At 60.6% G+C, this 21004-nt stretch carries 16 protein-coding genes; all 16 read right to left on the bottom strand.

Features of this window, described 5'->3' with window-relative positions; translation table 11 throughout:
* Nucleotides 1–55: 55 nt before the first annotated feature.
* The 16 genes from HU718_RS08860 to HU718_RS08785 all read right to left on the bottom strand — a co-directional run bounded on the left by HU718_RS08860 (nt 56) and on the right by HU718_RS08785 (nt 20978).
* Complete coding sequence (locus HU718_RS08860; protein WP_095122707.1) at nt 56–982, bottom strand: ketoacyl-ACP synthase III; 927 nt, start codon at nt 980–982, stop codon at nt 56–58.
* A 226-nt stretch (nt 983–1208) separates the two neighbouring features.
* On the bottom strand, nt 1209–2261 hold the full coding sequence (gene pseI / locus HU718_RS08855) for a pseudaminic acid synthase (protein ID WP_186616378.1): 1053 nt from the start codon (nt 2259–2261) through the stop codon (nt 1209–1211).
* A complete protein-coding gene (pseG, locus tag HU718_RS08850) occupies nt 2254–3759 on the bottom strand; it encodes a UDP-2,4-diacetamido-2,4,6-trideoxy-beta-L-altropyranose hydrolase (RefSeq protein WP_095122711.1) in 1506 nt (501 codons plus the stop codon). The genes pseI and pseG overlap by 8 nt, the downstream gene beginning before the upstream one ends.
* Complete coding sequence (pseF, locus tag HU718_RS08845) at nt 3756–4451, bottom strand: pseudaminic acid cytidylyltransferase (RefSeq protein ID WP_186616379.1); 696 nt, start codon at nt 4449–4451, stop codon at nt 3756–3758. The genes pseG and pseF overlap by 4 nt, the downstream gene beginning before the upstream one ends.
* Nucleotides 4448–5068 (bottom strand): pseudaminic acid biosynthesis-associated methylase, encoded by a 621-nt coding sequence (locus HU718_RS08840; protein ID WP_110719977.1) that lies wholly within the window; start codon nt 5066–5068, stop codon nt 4448–4450. The genes pseF and HU718_RS08840 overlap by 4 nt, the downstream gene beginning before the upstream one ends.
* Before the next feature lie 31 nt (nt 5069–5099).
* A complete protein-coding gene (pseC, locus tag HU718_RS08835) occupies nt 5100–6257 on the bottom strand; it encodes a UDP-4-amino-4,6-dideoxy-N-acetyl-beta-L-altrosamine transaminase (RefSeq protein ID WP_150730748.1) in 1158 nt (385 codons plus the stop codon).
* Nucleotides 6254–7255: a UDP-N-acetylglucosamine 4,6-dehydratase (inverting) gene (gene pseB, locus HU718_RS08830; RefSeq protein WP_095122719.1), complete on the bottom strand. Its 1002-nt coding sequence runs from the start codon at nt 7253–7255 to the stop codon at nt 6254–6256. The genes pseC and pseB overlap by 4 nt, the downstream gene beginning before the upstream one ends.
* 23 nt (nt 7256–7278) lie before the next feature.
* A complete protein-coding gene (locus HU718_RS08825; protein WP_186616380.1) occupies nt 7279–10194 on the bottom strand; it encodes a glycosyltransferase family 2 protein in 2916 nt (971 codons plus the stop codon).
* A 54-nt stretch (nt 10195–10248) separates the two neighbouring features.
* Nucleotides 10249–10986, bottom strand: a complete 738-nt coding sequence (locus HU718_RS08820; RefSeq protein WP_093439633.1) for a cephalosporin hydroxylase family protein — start codon at nt 10984–10986, stop codon at nt 10249–10251.
* A gap of 17 nt (nt 10987–11003) precedes the next feature.
* A complete protein-coding gene (locus HU718_RS08815) occupies nt 11004–12074 on the bottom strand; it encodes a class I SAM-dependent methyltransferase (RefSeq protein WP_150708281.1) in 1071 nt (356 codons plus the stop codon).
* The gene (locus tag HU718_RS08810; protein ID WP_102900442.1) at nt 12071–12922 is read right to left on the bottom strand and encodes an NAD-dependent epimerase/dehydratase family protein; all 852 of its coding nucleotides are present in this window, start codon (nt 12920–12922) and stop codon (nt 12071–12073) included. Before HU718_RS08810 ends, HU718_RS08815 begins: the two co-directional genes overlap by 4 nt.
* Complete coding sequence (locus HU718_RS08805; protein ID WP_186616381.1) at nt 12919–14145, bottom strand: class I SAM-dependent methyltransferase; 1227 nt, start codon at nt 14143–14145, stop codon at nt 12919–12921. Before HU718_RS08805 ends, HU718_RS08810 begins: the two co-directional genes overlap by 4 nt.
* Nucleotides 14142–14702, bottom strand: a complete 561-nt coding sequence (locus tag HU718_RS08800) for a dTDP-4-dehydrorhamnose 3,5-epimerase family protein (protein WP_150730752.1) — start codon at nt 14700–14702, stop codon at nt 14142–14144. The genes HU718_RS08805 and HU718_RS08800 overlap by 4 nt, the downstream gene beginning before the upstream one ends.
* Nucleotides 14699–15781 (bottom strand): CDP-glucose 4,6-dehydratase, encoded by a 1083-nt coding sequence (gene rfbG, locus HU718_RS08795; RefSeq protein ID WP_095122731.1) that lies wholly within the window; start codon nt 15779–15781, stop codon nt 14699–14701. Before rfbG ends, HU718_RS08800 begins: the two co-directional genes overlap by 4 nt.
* Nucleotides 15763–16536 (bottom strand): glucose-1-phosphate cytidylyltransferase, encoded by a 774-nt coding sequence (gene rfbF, locus HU718_RS08790; RefSeq protein ID WP_095122733.1) that lies wholly within the window; start codon nt 16534–16536, stop codon nt 15763–15765. Before rfbF ends, rfbG begins: the two co-directional genes overlap by 19 nt.
* An 848-nt stretch (nt 16537–17384) precedes the next feature.
* Nucleotides 17385–20978 carry a glycosyltransferase gene (locus HU718_RS08785; protein WP_186616382.1) on the bottom strand — a complete coding sequence of 1198 codons (3594 nt, stop codon included), beginning with the start codon at nt 20976–20978 and terminating at the stop codon, nt 17385–17387.
* Nucleotides 20979–21004 lie beyond the last annotated feature (26 nt).

Below are 21004 nucleotides of genomic sequence, written 5' to 3'. Positions count from 1 at the left end.
AGCGTTCAAGGTTAACCTTGAACGCTATTTTTGTATCCGCCGTTTTTGCTCGGACTCAAGGACGATAGATGATCGCCGAGCCCCACGACAGACCGACACCAAAACCGCTCAGGGCAATACGCTGCCAGTCGGAATCGATGACGTGTTTTTCCAGCAGCAACGGAATGCTCGACGACACGGTATTACCGGTCTCGACCATGTCCTTGATGAACTTCTCCGGCTCGCCTTCGAAGCGCCGCGCCACGGCATCGACAATCGCCGCACTGCCCTGGTGAATGCAGAAGGCATCGATGTCATCCGCCTTCAAACCAGAGTCATCGAGCAACTCGTGCAAGTGTGCCGGCACCTTCAGCAGAGCAAAGTTGAACACCTGACGACCGTTCATGAAGAACACGCCATCGGTGACTTTCAGGTGCGGCGCACCGGAACCGTCAGTACCGAACTTGGCCTTGCCCAGCGCCCAGGTCGGATCTTCGCCCATCCATGTAGCGGTGGCGGCATCGCCGAACAGCATGGTGGTGTTGCGGTCTTCCGGATCGACGATTTTCGAATACGGGTCAGCGGTGATCAGCAGACCATTCTTCAGGCCGGCGGCTTCCATGAAGCCCTTGATCGCGTAGATGCCGTAGACATAACCGGAGCAGCCCAGGGAAATGTCGAACGCCGCAACGTTGGTCGGCAGACCGAGTTTGTCCTGCACGATCGCTGCGGTGTGCGGCAGGCCTTCTTCGTCACCGTTCTGGGTGACGACGATCAAGGCGTCGATCGATTCACGCTTCAGTTCAGGGTTGCTGGCAAACAGCGCATTGGCCGCTTCCACGCACAGATCGGAGGTTTCCTGTTCAGCGTCTTTGCGTGGCAGAAACGCCGAACCGATCTTGCCAAGGATGAATTCTTCATCCTTCTCGAATTTTGCACCTTGTGCGTAATTGTCCACGCCGGCTACAGGAACGTAGCTCGCAATGCTTTTTATGCCAATCATTACGGCTTCCCAATAAAAAACAGCCCAAGACCACCGCTCGCAAGGATTTCGAGGGGCGCCGACAAACAGAAAACGGCCGCCACAACGGGCAGCCACGGGGAGCGCAAAGGGCTATCACTGGAATCGAAAACGAGCCAGGCGCCATCTCCCCGATCAATACAATACAGTGAAGATGCGCGTTATGACTCGCAGGTCACGCTATTTTGCCGAATCGGTGCAGATCAGGTTATTCGACCAACGACCAGTCCAGCGGCGTGCCGCGCTTGATTGGCGCGCGTGCGCGGCGGCCGAGGACGGCGTCGGTGTGCTTGGGCGGCAGACCAAGACCCGGGCGAATGGCGCGCAGATTGTCCCCGCTAAAGCTGTCACCGGCGGCCATGTCGGCCGTGACATACAGCGAGCGGCGATAGACCAGCGACTTGCGTTCAGCCTCTGTGACGCCGTAATGCACCTGCCCCATGGCCTGCCAGGCGCGCTCGGTTTCCACCACCAGACTGGCCATTTCTGCCGGCTCCAGCGAGAAACTGGCATCGACGCCACCTGCTGAACGGTCGAGGGTGAAGTGTTTTTCCACCACCGTCGCGCCCAGCGCCACCGCCGCTACCGACACGCCGACGCCCATTGAATGATCCGACAGGCCTACCTCGCAACCGAACAACTCACGCAGATGCGGGATCGTTCGCACGTTGCTGTTGAGTGGCGTCGCCGGATAGGTGCTGGTGCATTTGAGCAGCACCAGATCCTTGCAGCCGGCTTCGCGGGCGGCGCGCACGGTTTCATCCAGTTCAGCGATGCTGGCCATGCCGGTGGAGATGATCAGCGGCTTGCCGGTGGCGGCTACACGGCGAATCAACGGCAAATCGGTGTTTTCGAAACTGGCGATCTTGTAGGCCGGCACATCGAGGCTTTCGAGAAAGTCCACGGCGCTGTCATCGAACGGGGTGGAGAACGCGAGCATGCCCAGTTCTTTTGCGCGGGCGAAAATCGGCGCATGCCACTCCCACGGTGTATGGGCTTTTTCATACAAATCGTAGAGCGAAGTACCCGCCCACAGACTGTTCGGATCCTTGATGAAGAATTCGCCTTCAGCCAGATCCAGCGTCATGGTTTCGGCGGTGTAGGTTTGCAGCTTCAAGGCATGCGCGCCGGCCTTGGCCGCCGCTTCGACGATTTGCAGGGCGACGTCCAGTGACTGGTTATGGTTGCCGCTCATCTCGGCAATGATGAAGGGTGGCGCGTCGGCACCGATCAAGCGGTTGCCGATCTTGAAACTAGTCATGCGGGTAATCCTTCAAAACACGGGTGAACGCACAGGCACTCTGAGTGAACCCGGCGTCACGAAACACATTCAACGAGGGACGATTGTCCGGCAACACCCGAGCGGTGATGACCGTCAGTTGCGGCCAGTGCGCGGCAACAAACGCCTCGCCTCGGGCCAATAGCGCCCTGCCCCACCCCAGACCCATCCGTCGTTCCAGCAGGTAGATCGAGACTTCGGCTTCAAACCCGCGCAGGTCATACCGCACAACGCCGACCGCACCGTCATCCGCCTCGGCGATCAACAACAGACGCTGTGGATTGCGCAAACTCGCCGTCAACCAATTCAGGTGCTGCGGCCAATCGATCACGCCGCTGTCCAGCGACCAGCGCCGTACCGTTTCGGCATTACGCCCATCGAACAGCAACTGCGCATCATCCAGGGTCGCCGCACGCACCTTCAGCACCGCTCCGGCCAGTGCCACCGCGACACGCTCGGCACCGCGTCCGTCGACCAGTTGTCGCGAGCGCTCGGCCAGGCTTTGGCGCAAATAATGATTGCCGGTGACAAAGCCGATGGCGTCGCGCAACTGCTCGACACTGACCTGCTCACGAGCGCCCATGAATACATGCGCGCCCGCCGCGGCCATGACTTCGCCGTTGCTCTGCTGGTTGTTTGACACGGCAATGCAAATCGTCGGCAACCCCATCGCCGCCCGCTCCCAACTGGTGCCGCCCCCGGCGCCGATAAACAGATCCGCTTCAGTCATGCGCTGATGGAAATCGCTGACGAAGCTGTGCAGGCGCCAGTTCGGCCGCGTCTCGGCCAAGGCCTGCATCAGCGTCCACGCCGGGTTGTCGGCACCGGCGACAAAGTCCACTTGCAGCTCGCTGTAATCGGCCAGGGCGAGCATCGCGTGATGGGTCTGCATGGCCGCATCGAAGCCGCCGAAATTGACCAGCACGCGGCGAGCCCTGGGTTTGATTTCGATGGCCGGGCAACAGAACTCTTCGCGCAACATGGCATAGCGCGGGCCGAGCAAGGTGCGACAGCCGTCGGGCAACAGCGGCTGATAATTTTCATGCAGACCGGACAAGTTCTGATTGAGCAAAAGATCTGCGCTGTAGCGCCGGGTAGCCAGATCGTCGACTGCCGCTATGCGCTGCGCCCAGCGCCGGGCGGCGGTTTGCCAGTGATGATCGAGGCCGTAATGATCGACGATGATCCAGTCGAACCCGGCATGGCCGGCCAACAACAGATCCAGCGCGTCGATGTCGGCCTGCCACGGCAGCATTGATTCGATGGCTTGCTGTGGATCTTCATCACAATAGAGATCCGGCAACGCGAATGTCTCGAACCCTTCGGCGCTGAGCATATCGAGCCGATGCCCGGGCAATTTTCGGCAGGCAAACGCGACATGGCTGCCCTGCCCGCGCAACACTCGCGCCAGCGTCAGGCAGCGGGCAATGTGGCCGCTGCCGATGGTTGGCGAGGCGTCGGCACGAATCAGCACTCTCATTGCAGCTCTCCACCCGCCTTGAGCGCGGCATATAGGTATTCGGCACGCTTCCAGTCTTCAAGGGTGTCGATGTCCTGCACCAGATGCCGGGGCAGAATCACCGGCAGGCTGGCTGGCGAATAGAGCACCTCGCCGCGCAACCACGCCTCAGTGCGCCCCCAGTAAAACTGACCGGCGTCCTGAAATGCTTCGGGCAAATCCTGCGAACGTGTATTGCGATATTCCGGATACAAAGCGCTCAACGCACCCTGCCCGTCCAGCGTCAGCGCACGCTGCACCGGAAAACCGAAACTGCACACGGAGAACGCGAAAGACTTGTCCAGGTGCTGCTCCAGCAACTCGATGCCCTGACGCAGATAGCGTGCCTGCAACAGCGGCGCCGTGGCATACACGCAACAGGCGTAATCGAACGCCGGCAACTGCTGCAAGGCATGCACGATCACTGCCGCCGTGCCGGTGAAATCATCGGCGAGGTCTGCCGGGCGCAAAAATGGCACCTGCGCGCCATGGGCTCGCGCCACATCGGCAATTTCGCCATCGTCGGTGCTGACCACGACCTGATCGAACAAACCCGATTCCAGCGCAGTGCGGATCGAACGGACAATCATCGGCACGCCGTCGAATGGCAAGAGATTCTTGCGCGGGATGCGTTTGCTGCCGCCACGGGCCGGGATGATTGCAACGTTGCTCAAGGACGTTTTTCCAACAGGAACCAGGTGACATCGTCTGCCGGGAATTGCGGATCGCGGTGATAGACGAAACCGTAATCCAGCAGGTGCAGATCGGCATAGCGATCGAGCATCTCACCGGCAAAATCGCGCTTGAACAGCTTGCCGCTGTTGCCACGATAGGACACTTCCACCGGTGCCGGATTGTAATACTCGGCGATCAGGATGTAGCGCTGGCTCAACGCGTACAACTGCGCATAAGCGGTCGGCAACAGCTCCGGGGCCAAGTGAATCAGCACGCCTTTACTCAGGGTCAGGTCGTAACGGCGCTCGCGCGGGAAATCGAACAGCGAGCCATGCCAGATCTGTGCGATGTCCAACGCCCGAGCCTGAGCACAGGCGCTGTCATTGATCTCGACGCCGAACAGCTGGCAACGGGGCAGCAGTTGATGCAATGCCTGCAAATTGTTGCCGGCGTTAGTGCCCAGTTCGACCAGGCTCTCGATGCCTGCGGCACGGCTCAGCGCTTTGGCAAACAACGCCAGATTCGTCGCCACCAGCGGTTGGCCGACATTGCGCTCGACGTACTGGTTACCGAAGTCGCCCTGCCAGAACTTTTCCTGCTCACTCAAATGACGCATTGCAGATACTCATCCTTTGCCTCAGCGGCAATTATTCGGTCAGCCGACGCAATTGCTCGACCACGTAATCCTGTTGCGCATCGCTCAACAGCGGAAACAGCGGCAGGCTGATCGCCTCGGCGTAATAACGCTCGGCCTCGGGGAAATCGCCCTCGGCGAAACCCAGGTCGCGATAGTACGGCTGCAAGTGCACAGGAATGTAGTGCAGATTCACGCCAACACCGGCAGCACGCAAGCCTTCAAACACCTGACGATGACTGAGGCCGATGCGATCGGTCTGCAGCCGAATCACATACAGGTGCCAAGCCGATTGCGCCTCGGGCTGAGGGCTGGGCAACGTTACCGGCAAGTACGCCAGCAGCCGAGCGTAACGCGCGGCCAGCTCGCGGCGCCGGTCGATGAAGTCGTCGAGTTTGCTCAGTTGCGACAAACCCAGCGCGGCTTGCAGATCGGTGATGCGGTAATTGAAGCCCAGCTCGATCTGCTGGTAGTACCACGGGCCATGACTGGCCTCGGTCATTTGCTGCGGATCGCGGGTCATGCCGTGGCTGCGCAAACGTTGCAGGCGCTCGGCCAGCTCCGGACGATTGGTCAACACCATGCCGCCCTCGGCGCTGGTGATGATCTTCACCGGGTGAAAACTGAACACCGTCATTGCTGCAAATTGACCGCAGCCAACCGGACGTCCTGCGTAGGACGCACCGACCGCGTGAGACGCATCTTCGATCACGGTGAAGTTGTAGCGCTCGGCCAGTTCGGCAATCTTGCGCATGTCGCAGCTCTGCCCGGAGAACGCCACCGCCACCAGCACTTTCGGCAAAGTGCCGTCCTGCTCGGCCTGGTCGAGTTTCGCTGCAAGAGCGAAGGCGTCGAGGTTCCAGGTCAACGGATCGATGTCGACGAAATCAACCTCGGCACCGCAATAACGTCCACAGTTGGCCGAGGCAAGAAAGGTGTTCGGCGTCGTCCATAAACGCTCACCCGGCCCCAGACCGGCGGCCAGACAGGCAATGTGCAGCGCCGCCGTGGCGTTGCACACCGCGACGGCGAAGTCAGCCTGGCAACGCTCGGCCATTGCCTGCTCGAAACGCTCGATGCTCGGCCCTTGGGTCAGCCAGTCCGACTGCAGCACTTCGACGACGGCGTCGATGTCTGCCTGATCGAGGCTTTGCCGACCGTAGGGAATCATACCGAGAGCTTCGCGTGCAGATCGGCGATCTGCCCGACCGAGAGAAAATGCGGGTTGGTGTCGGAGCGGTACTCGAAATCTTCGCTGACGACACGCCCCTGCTCACCGAGTCTGTCGACGGCGAAATCGACATCGACACTGGTGAAGCGAATCGACGGCTGGATCGTGTAGTGATCTTCGAACTCAAGGGTCATCCGCGCATCGTCCAGTGGCACCATCAACTCATGCAGCTTTTCACCGGGTCGAATGCCGACGTGCTTGTGCGGCAGATGTTCAGCCATGCCGCGCGCCAGATCGACGATGCGGATCGACGGGATCTTCGGCACGAACACTTCGCCGCCGTGCATCCGCGCAAAGCTGTCGAGGACGAATTGCACGCCGTGGTCGAGGGTGATCCAGAACCGTGTCATGCGTTCGTCGGTGATCGGCAACTCCTGAGCACCGTCGGCGATCAGCTTGCTGAAGAACGGCACCACCGAACCGCGCGAGCCAGCCACGTTGCCGTAGCGCACCACGGCAAAACGGGTTTCCTGCTCGCCGGCAATATTGTTGGCGGCGACGAACAATTTGTCCGAAAGCAACTTGGTTGCGCCGTACAGATTGATCGGGCTGGCCGCCTTGTCGGTAGACAGCGCGACAACTTTTTTCACCCCGTTGTCGATGGCGGCGGCGATGATGTTCTCCGCGCCGTTGACGTTGGTGCGGATGCATTCGGTCGGGTTGTATTCCGCCGCCGGCACTTGCTTCAACGCCGCGGCATGCACCACGTAGTCGATGCCGCGCATGGCCTGACGCAGGCGATCGGCGTCACGCACATCACCAATGAAGTAACGCATGCATGGCGCGTTGAACGTCTGCTGCATTTCATACTGCTTCAACTCGTCACGGGAGAACACCACCACGCGCTTGGGCTGGTATTGCTCCAGCAGACGGGCGATGAATTTGCGCCCGAACGAGCCGGTGCCGCCGGAGATGAAAATCGATTTACCGTTGAACATATGCTGATTCCTGTCCGGCACGCTTAAGCGAGCAACTGTGCCCAGTTGATCGAGGCATTTTCACCCAGGGTGAAACCTTTGCCGCCCAGCGCCAGGTTGGCGTTGTAAGCCGGATCCTGCGCGAAGACATCGCTCCATTTTTCACGCAGTGCCGCCAGTGCTTGCGGCGCCTGCGGCAGCTCACCGGTATGCAGCACCTGCACCAACGGCGTCCACACGGTGAGGTAACCGGCCTGACCGGCCTTGAGGCACAGATCGACATCGGCATAACCCTCGACGAAGGTCACTTCGTCCAGCCCGCCAAGGACGTTGAACAGTTCTTTGCGCACCATCAGGCAGACCTTCGACACGGCCGAGTAATTCTGCTCGACGGCCAGACGATGCATGTAGCCGGCTGCCGCGTGTTTATCACCGATGAAGGCCGATCCCACGCCATCGTTGAGGCCAAGAATCAGACCGGCCTGAGCGATGTTGCCGTCACGGTCGACCAATTTCGCACCGACGATGCCCACTTCCGGACGCTGGGCGTGGTTGAGCAGCGAATCGATCCAGTTCGGATTGACGACTTCACTGTCTGCGGCCAGCAGTACCAGATACTCACCCTGAGCCTGCTCGCTGGCAGCGTTGTACAGCGCGACTTCGCTCAGCGGCTGATCGGCACGCAACACATTGACTTTGGCGTGGCGCAGCGTGCCCAGCCAGTCGTTGACCGCTGCCGACTGATTGGCGTTTGCCGCCAGCAACACTTCATAACGACTGTAACGGGTTCTGAGCAACACGCCTTCCAGGCAGCGGCGCAGCACTGGCAGATCATCGATGACCGGCACAATGATCGAAACCAGTGGCTGTTCGGTGTGACGGTAATCGATCTGCCAGGTGCCCGGCGCCGTCGACGTGACCTTGGCCTTGTAGCCGCGATTACCCAGATGACGCAACAATGCCTGACGCTCGTGGGCGTTCTCTTCAAGCTCTGCCGCCTGAGTGATCAGCAACGGCTCGTCGAGGTGCGCGAGGCCATCGAGGCCACCCTGCTCAATAATGCGCAGCAGCAGGTCGAATTCCAGCGCCTTGCTGAAATCGGCCTGATAACCGCCGGCGTCGAGCAACACTTCGCGACGGATCAACCAATGGCGCGCCATCAGTGCCGGCACGCTTTGCAGCAGATCCAGATTGAAACCGGGGCGGAACACGTCAACCAGCGCGCCATTGTCCTTGCGCTGGATCTCGTCGGTGGCGACGGCACGCACACCCTCTGCCGACATCAGTTCCAGGCTGGCGCGCAACAGGCCGCTGGCGGTGAACTGGTCACCCGCCTCTCCCAGCAGTAACCAATCGCTTGGCGACTGCTGAGCGCTTTGGTTGAGCTTGTCGACAAAGTTGCTTTGGGTAACACGGACAAAGTGCAGAGTGTTTTGTGCCGTCGTCGCCGCCGGTGCTTCGCCGGTGGTGAACACGACAATCCTGAACGCTTTGCAGTGACCTTCCAGCAGGCTGTCGAGCGACACCTGCAACTTGTCGATGTCGTTGTCCAGATCGAGCAGGAAAATGCCGAATTGCGGGCCACCGCCTTCAGTCGCCAGATGTTGGCCAATCGACTCGAGTTGTTCGATCGCCGGCGTGCGAGCCGCCAGCCACTGCAACAGGCGACCGGACTTCATTTTGCCGAAGACTGGCTGATGATCGTCGACCGTCAGCGCTTCAAGACGGGCGATCCACTCGCGCATGGCTTGCGCGGCGCTTTCGTCACCGACAACGTCCAGCTGCGCCGCCAGGCGTTTGACCACAGTCTGGTTGAAGGCGTTGAGATCATGGGCCTGCCACAACCGGTCAACCACACTTTCCGCCGTGTCGTTGTTGCGCGCCTGCAACAGATGCGCCTGACGGGCCCACACGCCTTCCAGCCCTTCGAGTTGCATGCGACCGGCCGGCAGCGTGTGCAAGATGAATTCGAACTGCTCCAGACGCTCAAAGAATGCCTGGTTGTAAAACGGCATTTCGACATACTGCAGCGGGCCAAAACGACGATCCGGCGACTTCAGTTCCTGGTTCCAGGTCGACTCGATAATCAGCTCGGCGGTCAGCGCCCGCCCGGACTTCAGGCTGTCGGCCATTGCCTCGAAACTCTCCAGGGCAAAGGCCTTGGCCTGCCCGGCATCCAGCCCTTCGATAGCGGTAGGCAGCGAGACGAGGAACTCGGCAAACGCCTCGCGTTCGGCGACCGATTTGGCGTCGACGTAGGTCAGCGAGTGATACACATCGGTATTGTGCTCGGAGACACCGTAGTTGATCTCGCGCACCACGTACGGAATCGGCAGGATGCGCGCCTTGGCACTGGCCAGCAGGTAGTAGACGTGGCCAATTTCCTGCCACTGGAAATTGGTCCCCGGCGGCAGCGCCGCATGCCAGTTTTTCATCAGGTCAGTACGGGTTACCGCGTAGAACGGCGGGATGTACTGGCTCATGTAATCGAGGACGCGATCCTGCGCCCGCTCGGACGCATAGTCTTCCTGGACTTTCTTGTCACGGCGGTAGTAGTTCACGCCATGGGCCAATGACAGGTACATCAGGCAGTAGCCGTGGCACATACCGTAATCAGGGTTGGCATGCAGGAAGCCAACGGACTCTGCCAGCGAATCATGCAGGATGAAGTCGTCGTCGGCCGCCAGCACCATGTACGGCGTGGTCAGATGCTCGACACCATAGGCCAGTTTGGCCTGCATGCCCCAGTAGGCGAACTGCGGCACATGGTGGTAATCGACGGCGGAGAAGTCGCCTTCAGGTCGTTCGAGTGTCGAATCGAGCACCATGATCCTGCAGGGCAAGCTGCTGTAATACTTCACCGCCCGGCGCAGAAACGCCGGCCGATTGTGAGTAATCAGGACGACGGTCAATAGCTCTTCGAGCGGTAGCGCCAGTTCAGTACTGTACTTGCCTTGCATAACTTCTCTCCACAACCGGCGACTCGCCGAAACAACGCTTGGTGATGTTGCGAATTAACGGACGCGACGCAGATAGCCGTCCGGCGCCACGGTGATCAGCAGCTTGTTTTGCAACTGCTGGTCGATCTCGAAATCCTGGTTCTCTTCGAGGTATTTCCACACGGCGGTTTTCGGGTTGTCGCCCGGGCCCCATGGGCGATCCGGGAAGAAATCGGCCGGCATGTCTTCGACCACGGTGTCCATCACCACGCAGTAGCTGTCGACCGACACCAGTGGAGCGTACAGACGCAGCTCTTCGAGGACGTGATCGTGGGTGTGGTTGGAGTCGAGCACCAGAATGACTTTCTTGCCTTTGGCCGCAGCCTGCACCTGGGCGGCAATGCCGGCGTCGATGCTCGAACCTTCGATCATCTTGATGCGCTTGGCCATCGGGTGGCTTTCGATCGCTTCGCGGTTGTGCGGGCGAATGTCGAGGTCGATGCCCAGCACTTCGCCGTGGCCTTGCAGTTCCAGCAACGAGGCGTAGTAGATGATCGAACCGCCGTGGGCGATGCCGCACTCGATGACCAGATCCGGTTTGACCTGCCAGATGATCTCCTGCATGGCCATCATGTCTTGTGGCAGCTGGATGATCGGACGGCCCATCCACGAGAAGTGGTAGCTGTATTTGTGCTTGGCCGATTCATTGAAGAAATCGCGGGCCAGGCCGGTGAGTTTCTGGTCGTCACCCTGCTGGGCAATCTGTTCCCGGCACTCGGCTTCGAAGGCTTGGTTGATGCTGTTGTCGGTCATTTTAATAATCTCAAGGGTCACTGAAACGAAGCGCTGTCGACGGCGTGATAGACGTAGCGTCCACCGGTCATCCGCTTGATCTCTTCGAGGTAATTGGAATTCATCACAAACAGGTTGGCGCCCTCGGGCAGCGCGTCCATCGCCTCTTGTGGCGAGGACACCCGTGCGCCGCTCAATGGCAGATAACGCCCCTGCTTGGCCGGGTTGATATCCACCACACGATCCACTGCCACCCCGGCGCGTTGCAGGAACAGCGAATAGATCACGCCTTTGGACGAGGCGCCCCAGATCGCCGAACCCTGCTCGGGGGCGGACTGAATGATCTGCACGGCACGGTCGAGGCTGGCGGTGAACCCGTCAGGCAGCGCAAGGCGCGGCACCGGTTGCTCCGGGGTCAGGCGCAATGTCCCAAGGTCGGCGACGATGTACAGGTATTGGCCACCGAACAGGTGACCAGCCTCGTGCACCGTGCCGAACATCCGCCGCAGGTCATCGAGGCGGAAATAATTGACGTGTTCGTAGAACAGATCGAACCAGGCTTTGTGCTCGAGAATCCAGTCGAAGCACGGCACTTCGATGTAGATTTGCCCGCCCTGATTGGCGTTGGCAATTTCAGCGAGGAAGCTCACCGGATCCTGAATATGTTCCAGCACATGGCGCAGCACGATGGCATCAGCCGCCAGTCCCAGGCCACGGGTAAACGGCGCCTTGATCACGTCGGCGTTTTCGCCTTCGTACGCCGGATCGATGCCGGTGATCGCATAACCGAGGCCCTTGAGCAACTCAAGAAAGTAGCCCTTGCCGCAGCCGACTTCGATCAGTTCCTGACCCTTGAAGTGCTTGGCGATGATGCCTTCGACGTCACTCAAGTGCTTCTGGAACTGGCCGGAATGCGCCTGTTCGTTCTGGTAATCGGCGTCGTAGCTGAGTTTGTCGGCGTCGAACGCGGCGTTGAAGATCAAACCGCTGCGCTCGTCCTGCACCAGCAGCATATCGGCACTGGCCGAGGCCTGTGCCGATGCGGCATCGGCAAAGGTGCGGTTCTGCAGCACCGGCAGGTCGGTGACCCGGTACAACTCGTGCTTCATTGCGGCTCTCCCAGTAACTGTTGCAAACGCTCGGTCACCGCCCAGAACGCCAGGGGTTCGTGGGTTGGGTATGGGTAGTGGCCGAGGTTCAGATGCAGCGACACGTCGCGTTCGCGCAGGCGTTGTTCGACCAACGCACGTACGGACACCGGTTGGCCGCTGGCGCAATTGATCACGCCGTTGAAGTCGGTTTTTTGCAGGATCGCGGCGAGGTAACCGGCAGCGCGCTCAATCGGCAGAAAATCGCGCAGCTGCTCACCGGCCGACATGTTGAACGACGGCTCACCGGCATCGATCGCCCGGTCCAGTGCCGCCAACAGACTGTTGGGGTTCTGACCTTCGCCATGCAGATAGAACAAGCGCGCCCACTGCAAGGTGAACGGTTGTTCCTGCTGCAGATTTTGCAGAAACAGCTGTAGCGTGTGCTTGGCCAGACCGTAAGGATTGCTCGGCTGCGGCTCGGTGCTTTCGCTGAGTGGCCCGCTTTGCATGCCGTATTCGAAACAGGTGCCAGTCACCAGCACCTGCTGCACGCCCGCCTCGACCGCGCTTTTGATAAAGCGGTAATCAGCCATCAGGTTGTGCTCGAAATGGAACAGCGCCCGATAGTTCGGCAAACCCGGCCAGGCCAGATGCGCCAGCGCGTCGATGCCATCGGTCAACGCGTGGATATCGAGATCGGCGGCGTGAATATCCGCGGCGATGAACTCGACGTTGTTGATCCACGGCATGCCTTGCGCGGTTTCTGCGTTGCGCGCCACGGCGCGAACATTGCAGCCGCGTGCAAGCAACGCCGCGACCAGATGCCGACCGACAAACCCTGTGGCGCCAGTGACCAGAACCTTCACAGCACGCTCAACTCAGGCACGGCGATCACGAAGCGGCCATCCCACTGACGCACTTGCGCCAGTTGCTGACTGACTTCGTGCAGCAGGTTCCACGGCAACACCAGCACGTAGTCCGGTTTTTCGAGATCGATCTGCGCCGGCGCCACAATCGGAATGCGGCTGCCCGGCAAAAACTTGCCCTGCTTGTGCGGATTGGCATCAGCCACCCAGGCCAGCAGGTCCGGTTTGACCCCGGCGTAGTTGAGCAAGGTGTTGCCCTTGGCCGCCGCGCCGTAACCGACCACACGTTTGCCGTCGGCCTTGGCCTGCAAAAGGAAGCGCAAGAGTTCATGCTTGATGCGTTCAGCGGCAGGCGCGAGGGTGGCGTAGTACTCGGCGGTTTTTACCCCGGCATCCAGTTCGGCTTGCAATTGTTGCTGCACCGCAGGTTGAACCGCACGGCGCTGGCCGTCCTTGCGCTGGACGAATACGCGCAGCGAACCACCATGGGTGGTCAGTTGGCTGACGTCGAACACTTCCAGACCATTGCGCTCGCACAGGGTCTGCACGGCGGTCAGCGACAGATAGGAATAATGCTCGTGATACAGCGTGTCGAACTGCGCGCCCGCCATCAGCGTCAGCAGTTGCGGGAATTCGAAGGTGGCCACGCCGGTTGGCTTGAGCAGGGTCGCGAAGCCGCCGAGGAAATCGTTGATGTCCGGCACATGCGCGAGCACGTTGTTGGCCGCCATCAGATCGGCGCCCCAGCCGTCGCTTTTCAATTGCGCAGCAGTGTCGCGACCGAAGAACAGTTCGCGGATTTCCAGGCCTTTTTCCCGCGCCGCTTGCGCAGTGCTGCGCGTCGGCTCGACGCCCAGACACGGAATACCGCGACCGGCCACGTACTGCAGCAGGTAACCGTCGTTGGCGGCGATTTCCACCACGCGGCTGTCGGCAGTCAGGCCGAAGCGCTCGACCATCTCGGCGACATAGCACTCAGCATGGGCCAGCCAGGTGCTGGAGAACGAACTGAAGTAGGCGTACTCAGCGTCGAACAGACTGTCGGCGCTGGTGTAGTCCTCGGTCTGCACCAACCAGCATTGCTGGCACACCGCGACCTTCAGCGGCACCCACTGCTCGGCCTGCTCCAGGCGATCGGCATGCACGTAAGCGTTGGACGGTGGCGAGGTGCCGAGGTCGATCAGCGGCAGGCTCAGCGGTGCGGCGCACCCACGGCAGTTCATAGACGCACTCCAGCAAAGTGTTGATCGAGCGCGGGATGGCTGGAATCACGCGCTGACAAATTATTGACAGGCAACGGCCAGGCGATCGCCAACCGTGGATCGTTCACCGACAGCCCGCCCTCATGCTCCGGCGCGTAATCGGCGCTGTGCAAGTAAAGCAATTCGGCATCTTCGGTCAGCGTCTGGAAACCGTGGGCGAACCCGGACGGGATCAACAGGCTGCGACCATCACCGGCCTTCAGGTGCTCGGCGTGCCAGTGCAGAAACGTTTCGGAGTCGGGACGCAGATCCACCGCCACGTCCCACACTTCACCGCGCAGGCAGGTGATCAGTTTGGCTTCCGGGGCGTTGCCATTCTGATAATGCAGACCGCGCACACTGCCCTTCTCGCGAGTGCAGGAATGGTTGATCTGACGGATATGGAATTCACTGCCGAACGCACTCAGGCTGCCTTCGCAGAACAGCCGGGCGAAGTGCCCACGCTGATCTTCGAAGCGTTTGTGCTGAACGCTGAACAACCCGGCCAGCGGCAACGCCTTCAGGGAAAACTCGCTCACAGCGCGCCTCGGTACAGGTTCAATTGGCCGAGGGTGACGGTGCGCATGTCATCGCCGTTCTGCCACGCCAGGTGCCAGTCGAGGGTCTGGGTCAGGCATGCCTGCAAGGTCCAGCGTGGTTGCCAGCCGAGCAGTTGGCGCGCGCGGCTGCTGTCCAGACGCAACAGACCCGCCTCGTGCAGTTCGCTTTTTTCGATGCGCAGACCACGCGCTTGCGGCCAGCGGCTGGCGAGCAGTTCGACGACTTCGCCAACGCTGCACATGTCCGCCTCGCCCGGGCCGAAGTTCCACGCCCCAGCGTATTCCGGCCCTTGCTCGTAGAGGCCGGCGGCCAATTGCAGGTAACCGGCGAGCGGCTCCAGCGCGTGCTGCCACGGGCGTACGGCTTGCGGATAGCGCAGGGTCACCGGCTCGTCGGCGGTCCAGGCTTTGAGCACGTCGGGAATCAGTCGCTCTGGGGCAAAATCACCGCCGCCGAGGACGTTGCCGGCGCGCGCGGTGGCCAGGGCCAGACCGTGTTCGGCGTATTTGTCGGCGGGGAAAAACGACGCGGCATAAGACTGTGCGAGCAGTTCACAGCAGGCCTTGCTGCTGCTGTAAGGATCGTGGCCACCAAGGGCTTCGTCTTCGCGGTATGGCCACAGCCATTCCTTGTTGGCGTAGACCTTGTCGGTGGTCACCAGCACGCAGGCGCGCACGCAGCCGACCTGACGAATCGCTTCGAGCAGGTTCAGCGTGCCCATGACGTTACTGGAATAGGTACCGAGCGGATCACGATAGCCTTCGCGCACCAACGGCTGCGCGGCCAGGTGCAGAACGATCTCCGGCTCGGTATCAGCGATGACTTCCAGCAAAGCGCCGAGATCACGCAGATCACCGCGCTGATCGTTGATGCCTTCGTGCACGCGCGCCAGTTCGAACAGGCTCGGTTCAGTCGACGGATCCAGAGAAAAGCCGCTGACTTGCGCGCCGAGGCTTTGCAGCCACAGGGTCAGCCAGCTGCCTTTGAAACCGGTATGTCCGGTGACGAGGACGCGTTTGCCGCGCCAGAAATCCGCACTCAGGCCCATTGCTTCCATGGGGCCTCCCCGCTCTGCCACAGCGCTTCGAGATGGTTCTTGTCGCGCAGGGTGTCCATCGGATGCCAAAAGCCTTCGTGCTCGAAGGCTTTCAACTGTTCGTCCGCGGCCAGACGCGCCAAGGGTTCGGCTTCCCAAGTGGTCGCGTCATCGGCGATGTACGGCAGCACTTTTGGCGACAGTACGAAAAAGCCACCGTTGATCCAGCCACCGTCACCGCGAGGTTTTTCGGTAAAGCCCAGCACCTGATCGCCTTGACGCTCAAGCGCGCCGTAACGACCCGGCGGTTGCACGGCAGTGACGGTCGCGAGACGGCCGTGGCCTTTATGGAAATCCACAAGTTGCGCAATGTTGATATCGGAAACGCCGTCGCCGTAGGTGAAGCAGAAAGCCTCTTCATCCTGCAGATAACGGCCAGCGCGCAGCAGACGGCCACCGGTCATGGTTTCCTCACCGGTGTCGATGAGCGTGACGCTCCACGGCTCGCTGTAATTCTGATGCACGTCCATGCGGTTTTCACGCATGTTGAAGGTGACGTCGGAGGTGTGCAGGAAGTAGTTGGCGAAGAAGTCCTTGATCGCATAGCCCTTGTAGCCAAGGCAAATCACGAAGTCGTGAATTCCGTGGGCGGAATACTGCTTCATGATGTGCCAGAGAATTGGCTTGCCGCCGATCTCGATCATCGGCTTGGGCTTGAGGTGCGACTCTTCACTGATGCGCGTGCCGAGGCCACCCGCCAAAATAACTGCCTTCATCGTCTCCCCTCTTGTTCTTCACCGGGCTGCGCGCCGCTTTCTTGAGCTTTGCGGGCCTTCTGGCTAAACCTTTTGCCGATCCGTGCGCCGCTGGAGTGACCGCGAACGCTCGTTTTATGGCGATTTACAGGGGACTTGCAGGAAACGCGCCAGCTCCACAAGCCCCTCACCCTAACCCTCTCCCAAAGGGAGAGGGGACTGATCGAGTAGTTTGCGAGAAGTACGCCGACGTGAAATATCGAGTCGAACTCAGATTCTGAAACAGATCAAAAGCCCCTCACCCTAGCCCTCCCGAAACGTCGGACCGCCCGTAAGGAGAGGGGACTGAACGAGGTGTCTGGGCGAGCTACGCCGACGTGCGATACCGAGTCGAACTCAAGCTTTGAAAAGCCCACAAATCGGCTCCCTCTCCCTCGGGAGAGGGCTGGGGTGAGGGGCGAATCCACCACAAATCCAAAGCCGACCACGCTGCGCCCTTCACCACTCAACAGGATGAGCGTTAGCTCGGCTGCAGCTTTTGATCTGTAAGGCGACGTCGGAAGGCTGAGTGGAGGGATTGATCCGGGGGTGGGAGCGCAGCGACCGTTTGGCGCAGCCAAACACAGCGAGAGGAGGTGCAGCGTAGCAAACCGGAGACGCTGCGCCCGGATCGATCCCGCAGCGAAGGAACCCCGAGCCCCAGCGAGTGGGCCGCACGCAGGAGCAAGCCTTTTTGGTTACTTTTTCGGCGTCTGGAAAAAGTGACCCGCCGTAAGGGCGGAACCCTGATCAGCAACACCCACAGCAACGGATATACCCCAAAAACCCCAAGAGCATGGTCGGCCCAAAGGCCGCCAAGCCCCGCTCGATCAATCCGCCAGCCAGCCGTATTCCCAGTAGCGCAGGTTATCGCCGCGCAACACGTAATCGCGCAGCACCACCTCACGCAATTCATCGCCCATGCGATAACTGGCATCCGGATCGGCCAAGTGCATACGGATCGCTTGCAGCCATTCATCCGTGCTGTTGGTCTTGATCCGCGTGCACGGCAAATAACCGCGATAGGCCTCAGTATCCGTGCAGATCACCGGGTAACCGCAGGCGCCGTATTCCAGCAGCCGCAAGTTGCTCTTGCAGTCGTTGAAGATATGGAACTCCAGCGGCGCCAACGCGAGATCAAGGTTGAGACTGGCCAGTTTCGCCGGGTACACGTCCAGGCCGATGACGCCATGGAACTCATGCATGTAGGGACGCAGGTCATCCGGGCACATGCCGAAAAACACCCAGTCGACTTCATTGGCCAGCTCACGAACAACCTCGGCGATCACCGCCAGATCACCGTGGTGACTGGTGCCGCCGCCCCAGCCGACCCGGGGTTTCTTCGAGGTCCGACGCTGGCTGCGCAGGTGGCCCCACAAGTCCTTGGCCAGCATGTTAGGGACGACACGAATGTCGTGGTGCATGTCCGACAGCACGTTGGCCAGCGGCGCGGTGGATACGACCGCGCGATCACACAGGCCGATCGCGCGGCGCACCATGCGCTCCATGTCCTGCTTGCTCGGCATGTTGCGGATGTGCGCGTTGCGGTGGGGAACGTCGATGACATAGTCGTCGAGTTCGAAGATCCGTCGAGCGTTGAAGTACTTTTTCAGCGGAGGAATTTCATCGATGGCGTGCTCCGAGTAGCGCCCTTGCAGAACAATCACGTCGGGCGACTGACGCTCGATGTCGATGATCGACGGCAAGCCGTAGCAAATGCGCCCTTCTGCCCGATTGGCCGCTTCCAGCTCGATCATCGGCTGGCTCATGCGGTAATGGCCGATGGCGGAAGCGTTGATCGGCACCACCAGCAGATTGGGTAACTGTGCCTTGGAGAATGCACTCCACCCGGTGCGCAGGCCCGGCTCCAGACTGAAGTTGGTGGCGCCCACGCCCTGCAACGTCAGGTTGACGTTGTAGGCCGGGTCACGCGCAACCAGCGGCAGCCAGCGCTGGTAGAAGGTGTCCCTCTCCTCGATGTGCTGCGCTTCTTCCTCCGGTGTCGCCATCGCACTTGGCCGTGCACCCACGGCCAGGATGGCATGGGGGTTCAACACCACCAGATAACCGTCGCGGCCAACCCGCAGACACAGGTCCACGACATTGAGCGTTTGCTTGAGGTCCTGCTCGTCCAGCCCGCCGGCAGCTTCGAACACCGACTTGCGAATCATCAGGCAATCGCCGCCGACGGCACTCAGGTCATGCACCGCTTGCAGGCGGTGCATGTACCCTTCCGACTGCACCGGTTGGCCATAGAACGGCAACCCGACCGGCCCGTTCAAGCCAAGAATCAGACCCGCGTGCAGCACGCCACCGTCCGGGTTGAACAGCTTGGCGCCGACCACCCCGACCTCCGGACGCTGCGCATGATTGAGCAGTTCGTCGAGCCAATCGCTCTGGGTGATCACCGCAAAGGCATTGAGCATCAACACATACTCACCGCGCGCCTGGCTGACGGCAAAGTTGTGCACCGCTGCCGCATTGCCCTTTTGCGGATAGCTCAGCACGCGAATCCGCTCGCTGCCCATTTGCGCCATACCGTCCAGCCACGCCAGCGCTTCGGCGCTTTTGCAGCCGTTATCGACCAAGAGCAATTCGTACTCGGTGTAGGCGGTCTTCTCCAGCAGTGTCTCGACGCAGCGCTGCAACGCGGCAGTCTGGTCCTGCGTGACAATGACCACCGACACCAGTGGGCGCCGGGCATGGTGATAGTCGACGCGATTGAGCAGCCCGCTGTTACCGTCGCGGATTTCATGAGCGATGCCCAGGCGTTGCAGATGCGCTGCGAGAATGCGCGGGCTTTGCTGCGCAACACCAGGATCAGTGAGCCATTGCGAGAGATCGAATTTCGACTCCAGCAACACCTCAGCAATGTGCCCGACCACTTGCAGGCCATCGCTTTCAACCATACGCCAAAGCACATCGTGGGGCGCGAGTTCGGCGAACGTAGAGGTAAAACCGCCAAGGGCCAGAAAACGTTCACGCTGGAACGCCAAGGCACGCCCGACGTAAGGGTAACTGCGCATGAGGTCAAGGTTGAAATCAGGTTTGAACGCAGGCTCTGCCGACTCACCATCGCGCAGGCTGCCTTCGTCGCTGTACAGGCACGTCAACGCACTTGCGTGCGCAATGCGATCGGCCATCACCAACAACGCTGGCGCCACCGGGCAGTCACCTGGCTGCAGCAGATAAAACCAGTCGGCGCCTTCCAGTTGCGGCAGCAGAGCGTTGATCTGCTCCAGGCCGTCACCCTGCAACGGCATGTGGAACACCCGACCATCCAGCTTCGCTTCGCTGCAAACTGTGGACAGCACCAGAACCAGCTCTGGCGGATAATCCTGAGCGGCGAGCGCATCAAGCGTACGTTCCAGACCATCGCGGCTGCCTTGGCCATCAATGATGATCGGCACGATGCGCGGCTGATGCGGCCAGCCTGCGAGGGTTTCCGGCAGCCATTGGCGCTGCGCCTCGGTCAACACCCGAACCGCCAGCCATTGTGCATAGAGTTCGCCGAAACTGAAGCTGTCGACACCGACCCCCAGCTCCTGACGGCTCTGCTTGGTGCCGAGGGTACGGCTCAGCGGCAGCTCTTCCCAGACCCGAGGCGACTCATCGGCCTTGGTCAACGGCACATAACGAACCCAGCCCGGCGCCGGTGCCGACTCGCCGCTGCGGACCTTGAGCATTTGCGAGACCCACTCGCGCTCGATCTCCGCCGCGTCTTTCATCGGTTGCTGCGCGCTCAGACGCTCGGGGTAGAGACGTTCGGCACTCAGCACGTTGTTGGAGACCAACAGGTTGCCGCGCCGCAGCAAACAGACGTACAAGGCAAAATCCAGCGTCGCGACGAAGCAGGCTCCGTCCTCGGTCAGGGCCGGCAGCAGTTCGGCGACGTCGGCGCGCCGGAACATTGCGCTGCTGAAACCGCCAAGCACGTTGACTGGAAATTTTTCGAAGATGCTTAGTACATCGTCGCCTTTGAGCAAGCCACTGGCCGGCGATAACGAGCTGTTTTCCAGACGCGCGGGCAGGATGATGTCGTTGGCATCCCACAACAACCTTTGCGCGACCACCAGACTGACTTCTTCGCGCCGCAGCTCGTGGGCTTGCTGTTCGATACAGGCCGAATACAGCAGGTCATCGTCACACAGGAATTTGATGAACTCGCCCCGGGCTTGCTCAAGGCAGGCCTTCAGGTTGCCGACCAGCCCCAGCGTTCGCGGGTTGCGCACGTAACGCACTGCGAACCCGGTCTGCTCTGTCACCTGCGTAACGATGTCTTCGATCTCGTGGCCACGATTGTCATCGCATACGATGATTTCAAGATTGGCGTAATTCTGGCTGACGGCGCTGTTCAGCGTCCGCTCGAAAAAGCGCGGATTGAAGGCGGGAATGACGAGGCTGACAAGAGGAAGTGAATTCACGGCGGGCTCACAGGCGGTACGAGCCC

It is taken from the genome of Pseudomonas tensinigenes (assembly GCF_014268445.2).
GTDB classification, from domain to species: domain Bacteria; phylum Pseudomonadota; class Gammaproteobacteria; order Pseudomonadales; family Pseudomonadaceae; genus Aquipseudomonas; species Aquipseudomonas tensinigenes.
Note: the sequence above shows the minus strand (reverse complement) of the source record. Positions and strands in the feature narration are given on the sequence as shown.

Bases quoted from the DNA above. Each gene is read 5' to 3' on its own strand.
- HU718_RS08860 (WP_095122707.1), bottom strand. From the start codon at position 982: ATGATTGGCATAAAAAGCATTGCGAGCTACGTTCCTGTAGCCGGCGTG.
- pseI (WP_186616378.1), bottom strand. From the start codon at position 2,261: ATGACTAGTTTCAAGATCGGCAACCGCTTGATCGGTGCCGACGCGCCA.
- pseG (WP_095122711.1), bottom strand. From the start codon at position 3,759: ATGAGAGTGCTGATTCGTGCCGACGCCTCGCCAACCATCGGCAGCGGC.
- HU718_RS08840 (WP_110719977.1), bottom strand. From the start codon at position 5,068: ATGCGTCATTTGAGTGAGCAGGAAAAGTTCTGGCAGGGCGACTTCGGT.
- pseC (WP_150730748.1), bottom strand. From the start codon at position 6,257: ATGATTCCCTACGGTCGGCAAAGCCTCGATCAGGCAGACATCGACGCC.
- pseB (WP_095122719.1), bottom strand. From the start codon at position 7,255: ATGTTCAACGGTAAATCGATTTTCATCTCCGGCGGCACCGGCTCGTTC.
- HU718_RS08825 (WP_186616380.1), bottom strand. From the start codon at position 10,194: ATGCAAGGCAAGTACAGTACTGAACTGGCGCTACCGCTCGAAGAGCTA.
- HU718_RS08820 (WP_093439633.1), bottom strand. From the start codon at position 10,986: ATGACCGACAACAGCATCAACCAAGCCTTCGAAGCCGAGTGCCGGGAA.
- HU718_RS08815 (WP_150708281.1), bottom strand. From the start codon at position 12,074: ATGAAGCACGAGTTGTACCGGGTCACCGACCTGCCGGTGCTGCAGAAC.
- HU718_RS08805 (WP_186616381.1), bottom strand. From the start codon at position 14,145: ATGAACTGCCGTGGGTGCGCCGCACCGCTGAGCCTGCCGCTGATCGAC.
- rfbG (WP_095122731.1), bottom strand. From the start codon at position 15,781: ATGGAAGCAATGGGCCTGAGTGCGGATTTCTGGCGCGGCAAACGCGTC.
- rfbF (WP_095122733.1), bottom strand. From the start codon at position 16,536: ATGAAGGCAGTTATTTTGGCGGGTGGCCTCGGCACGCGCATCAGTGAA.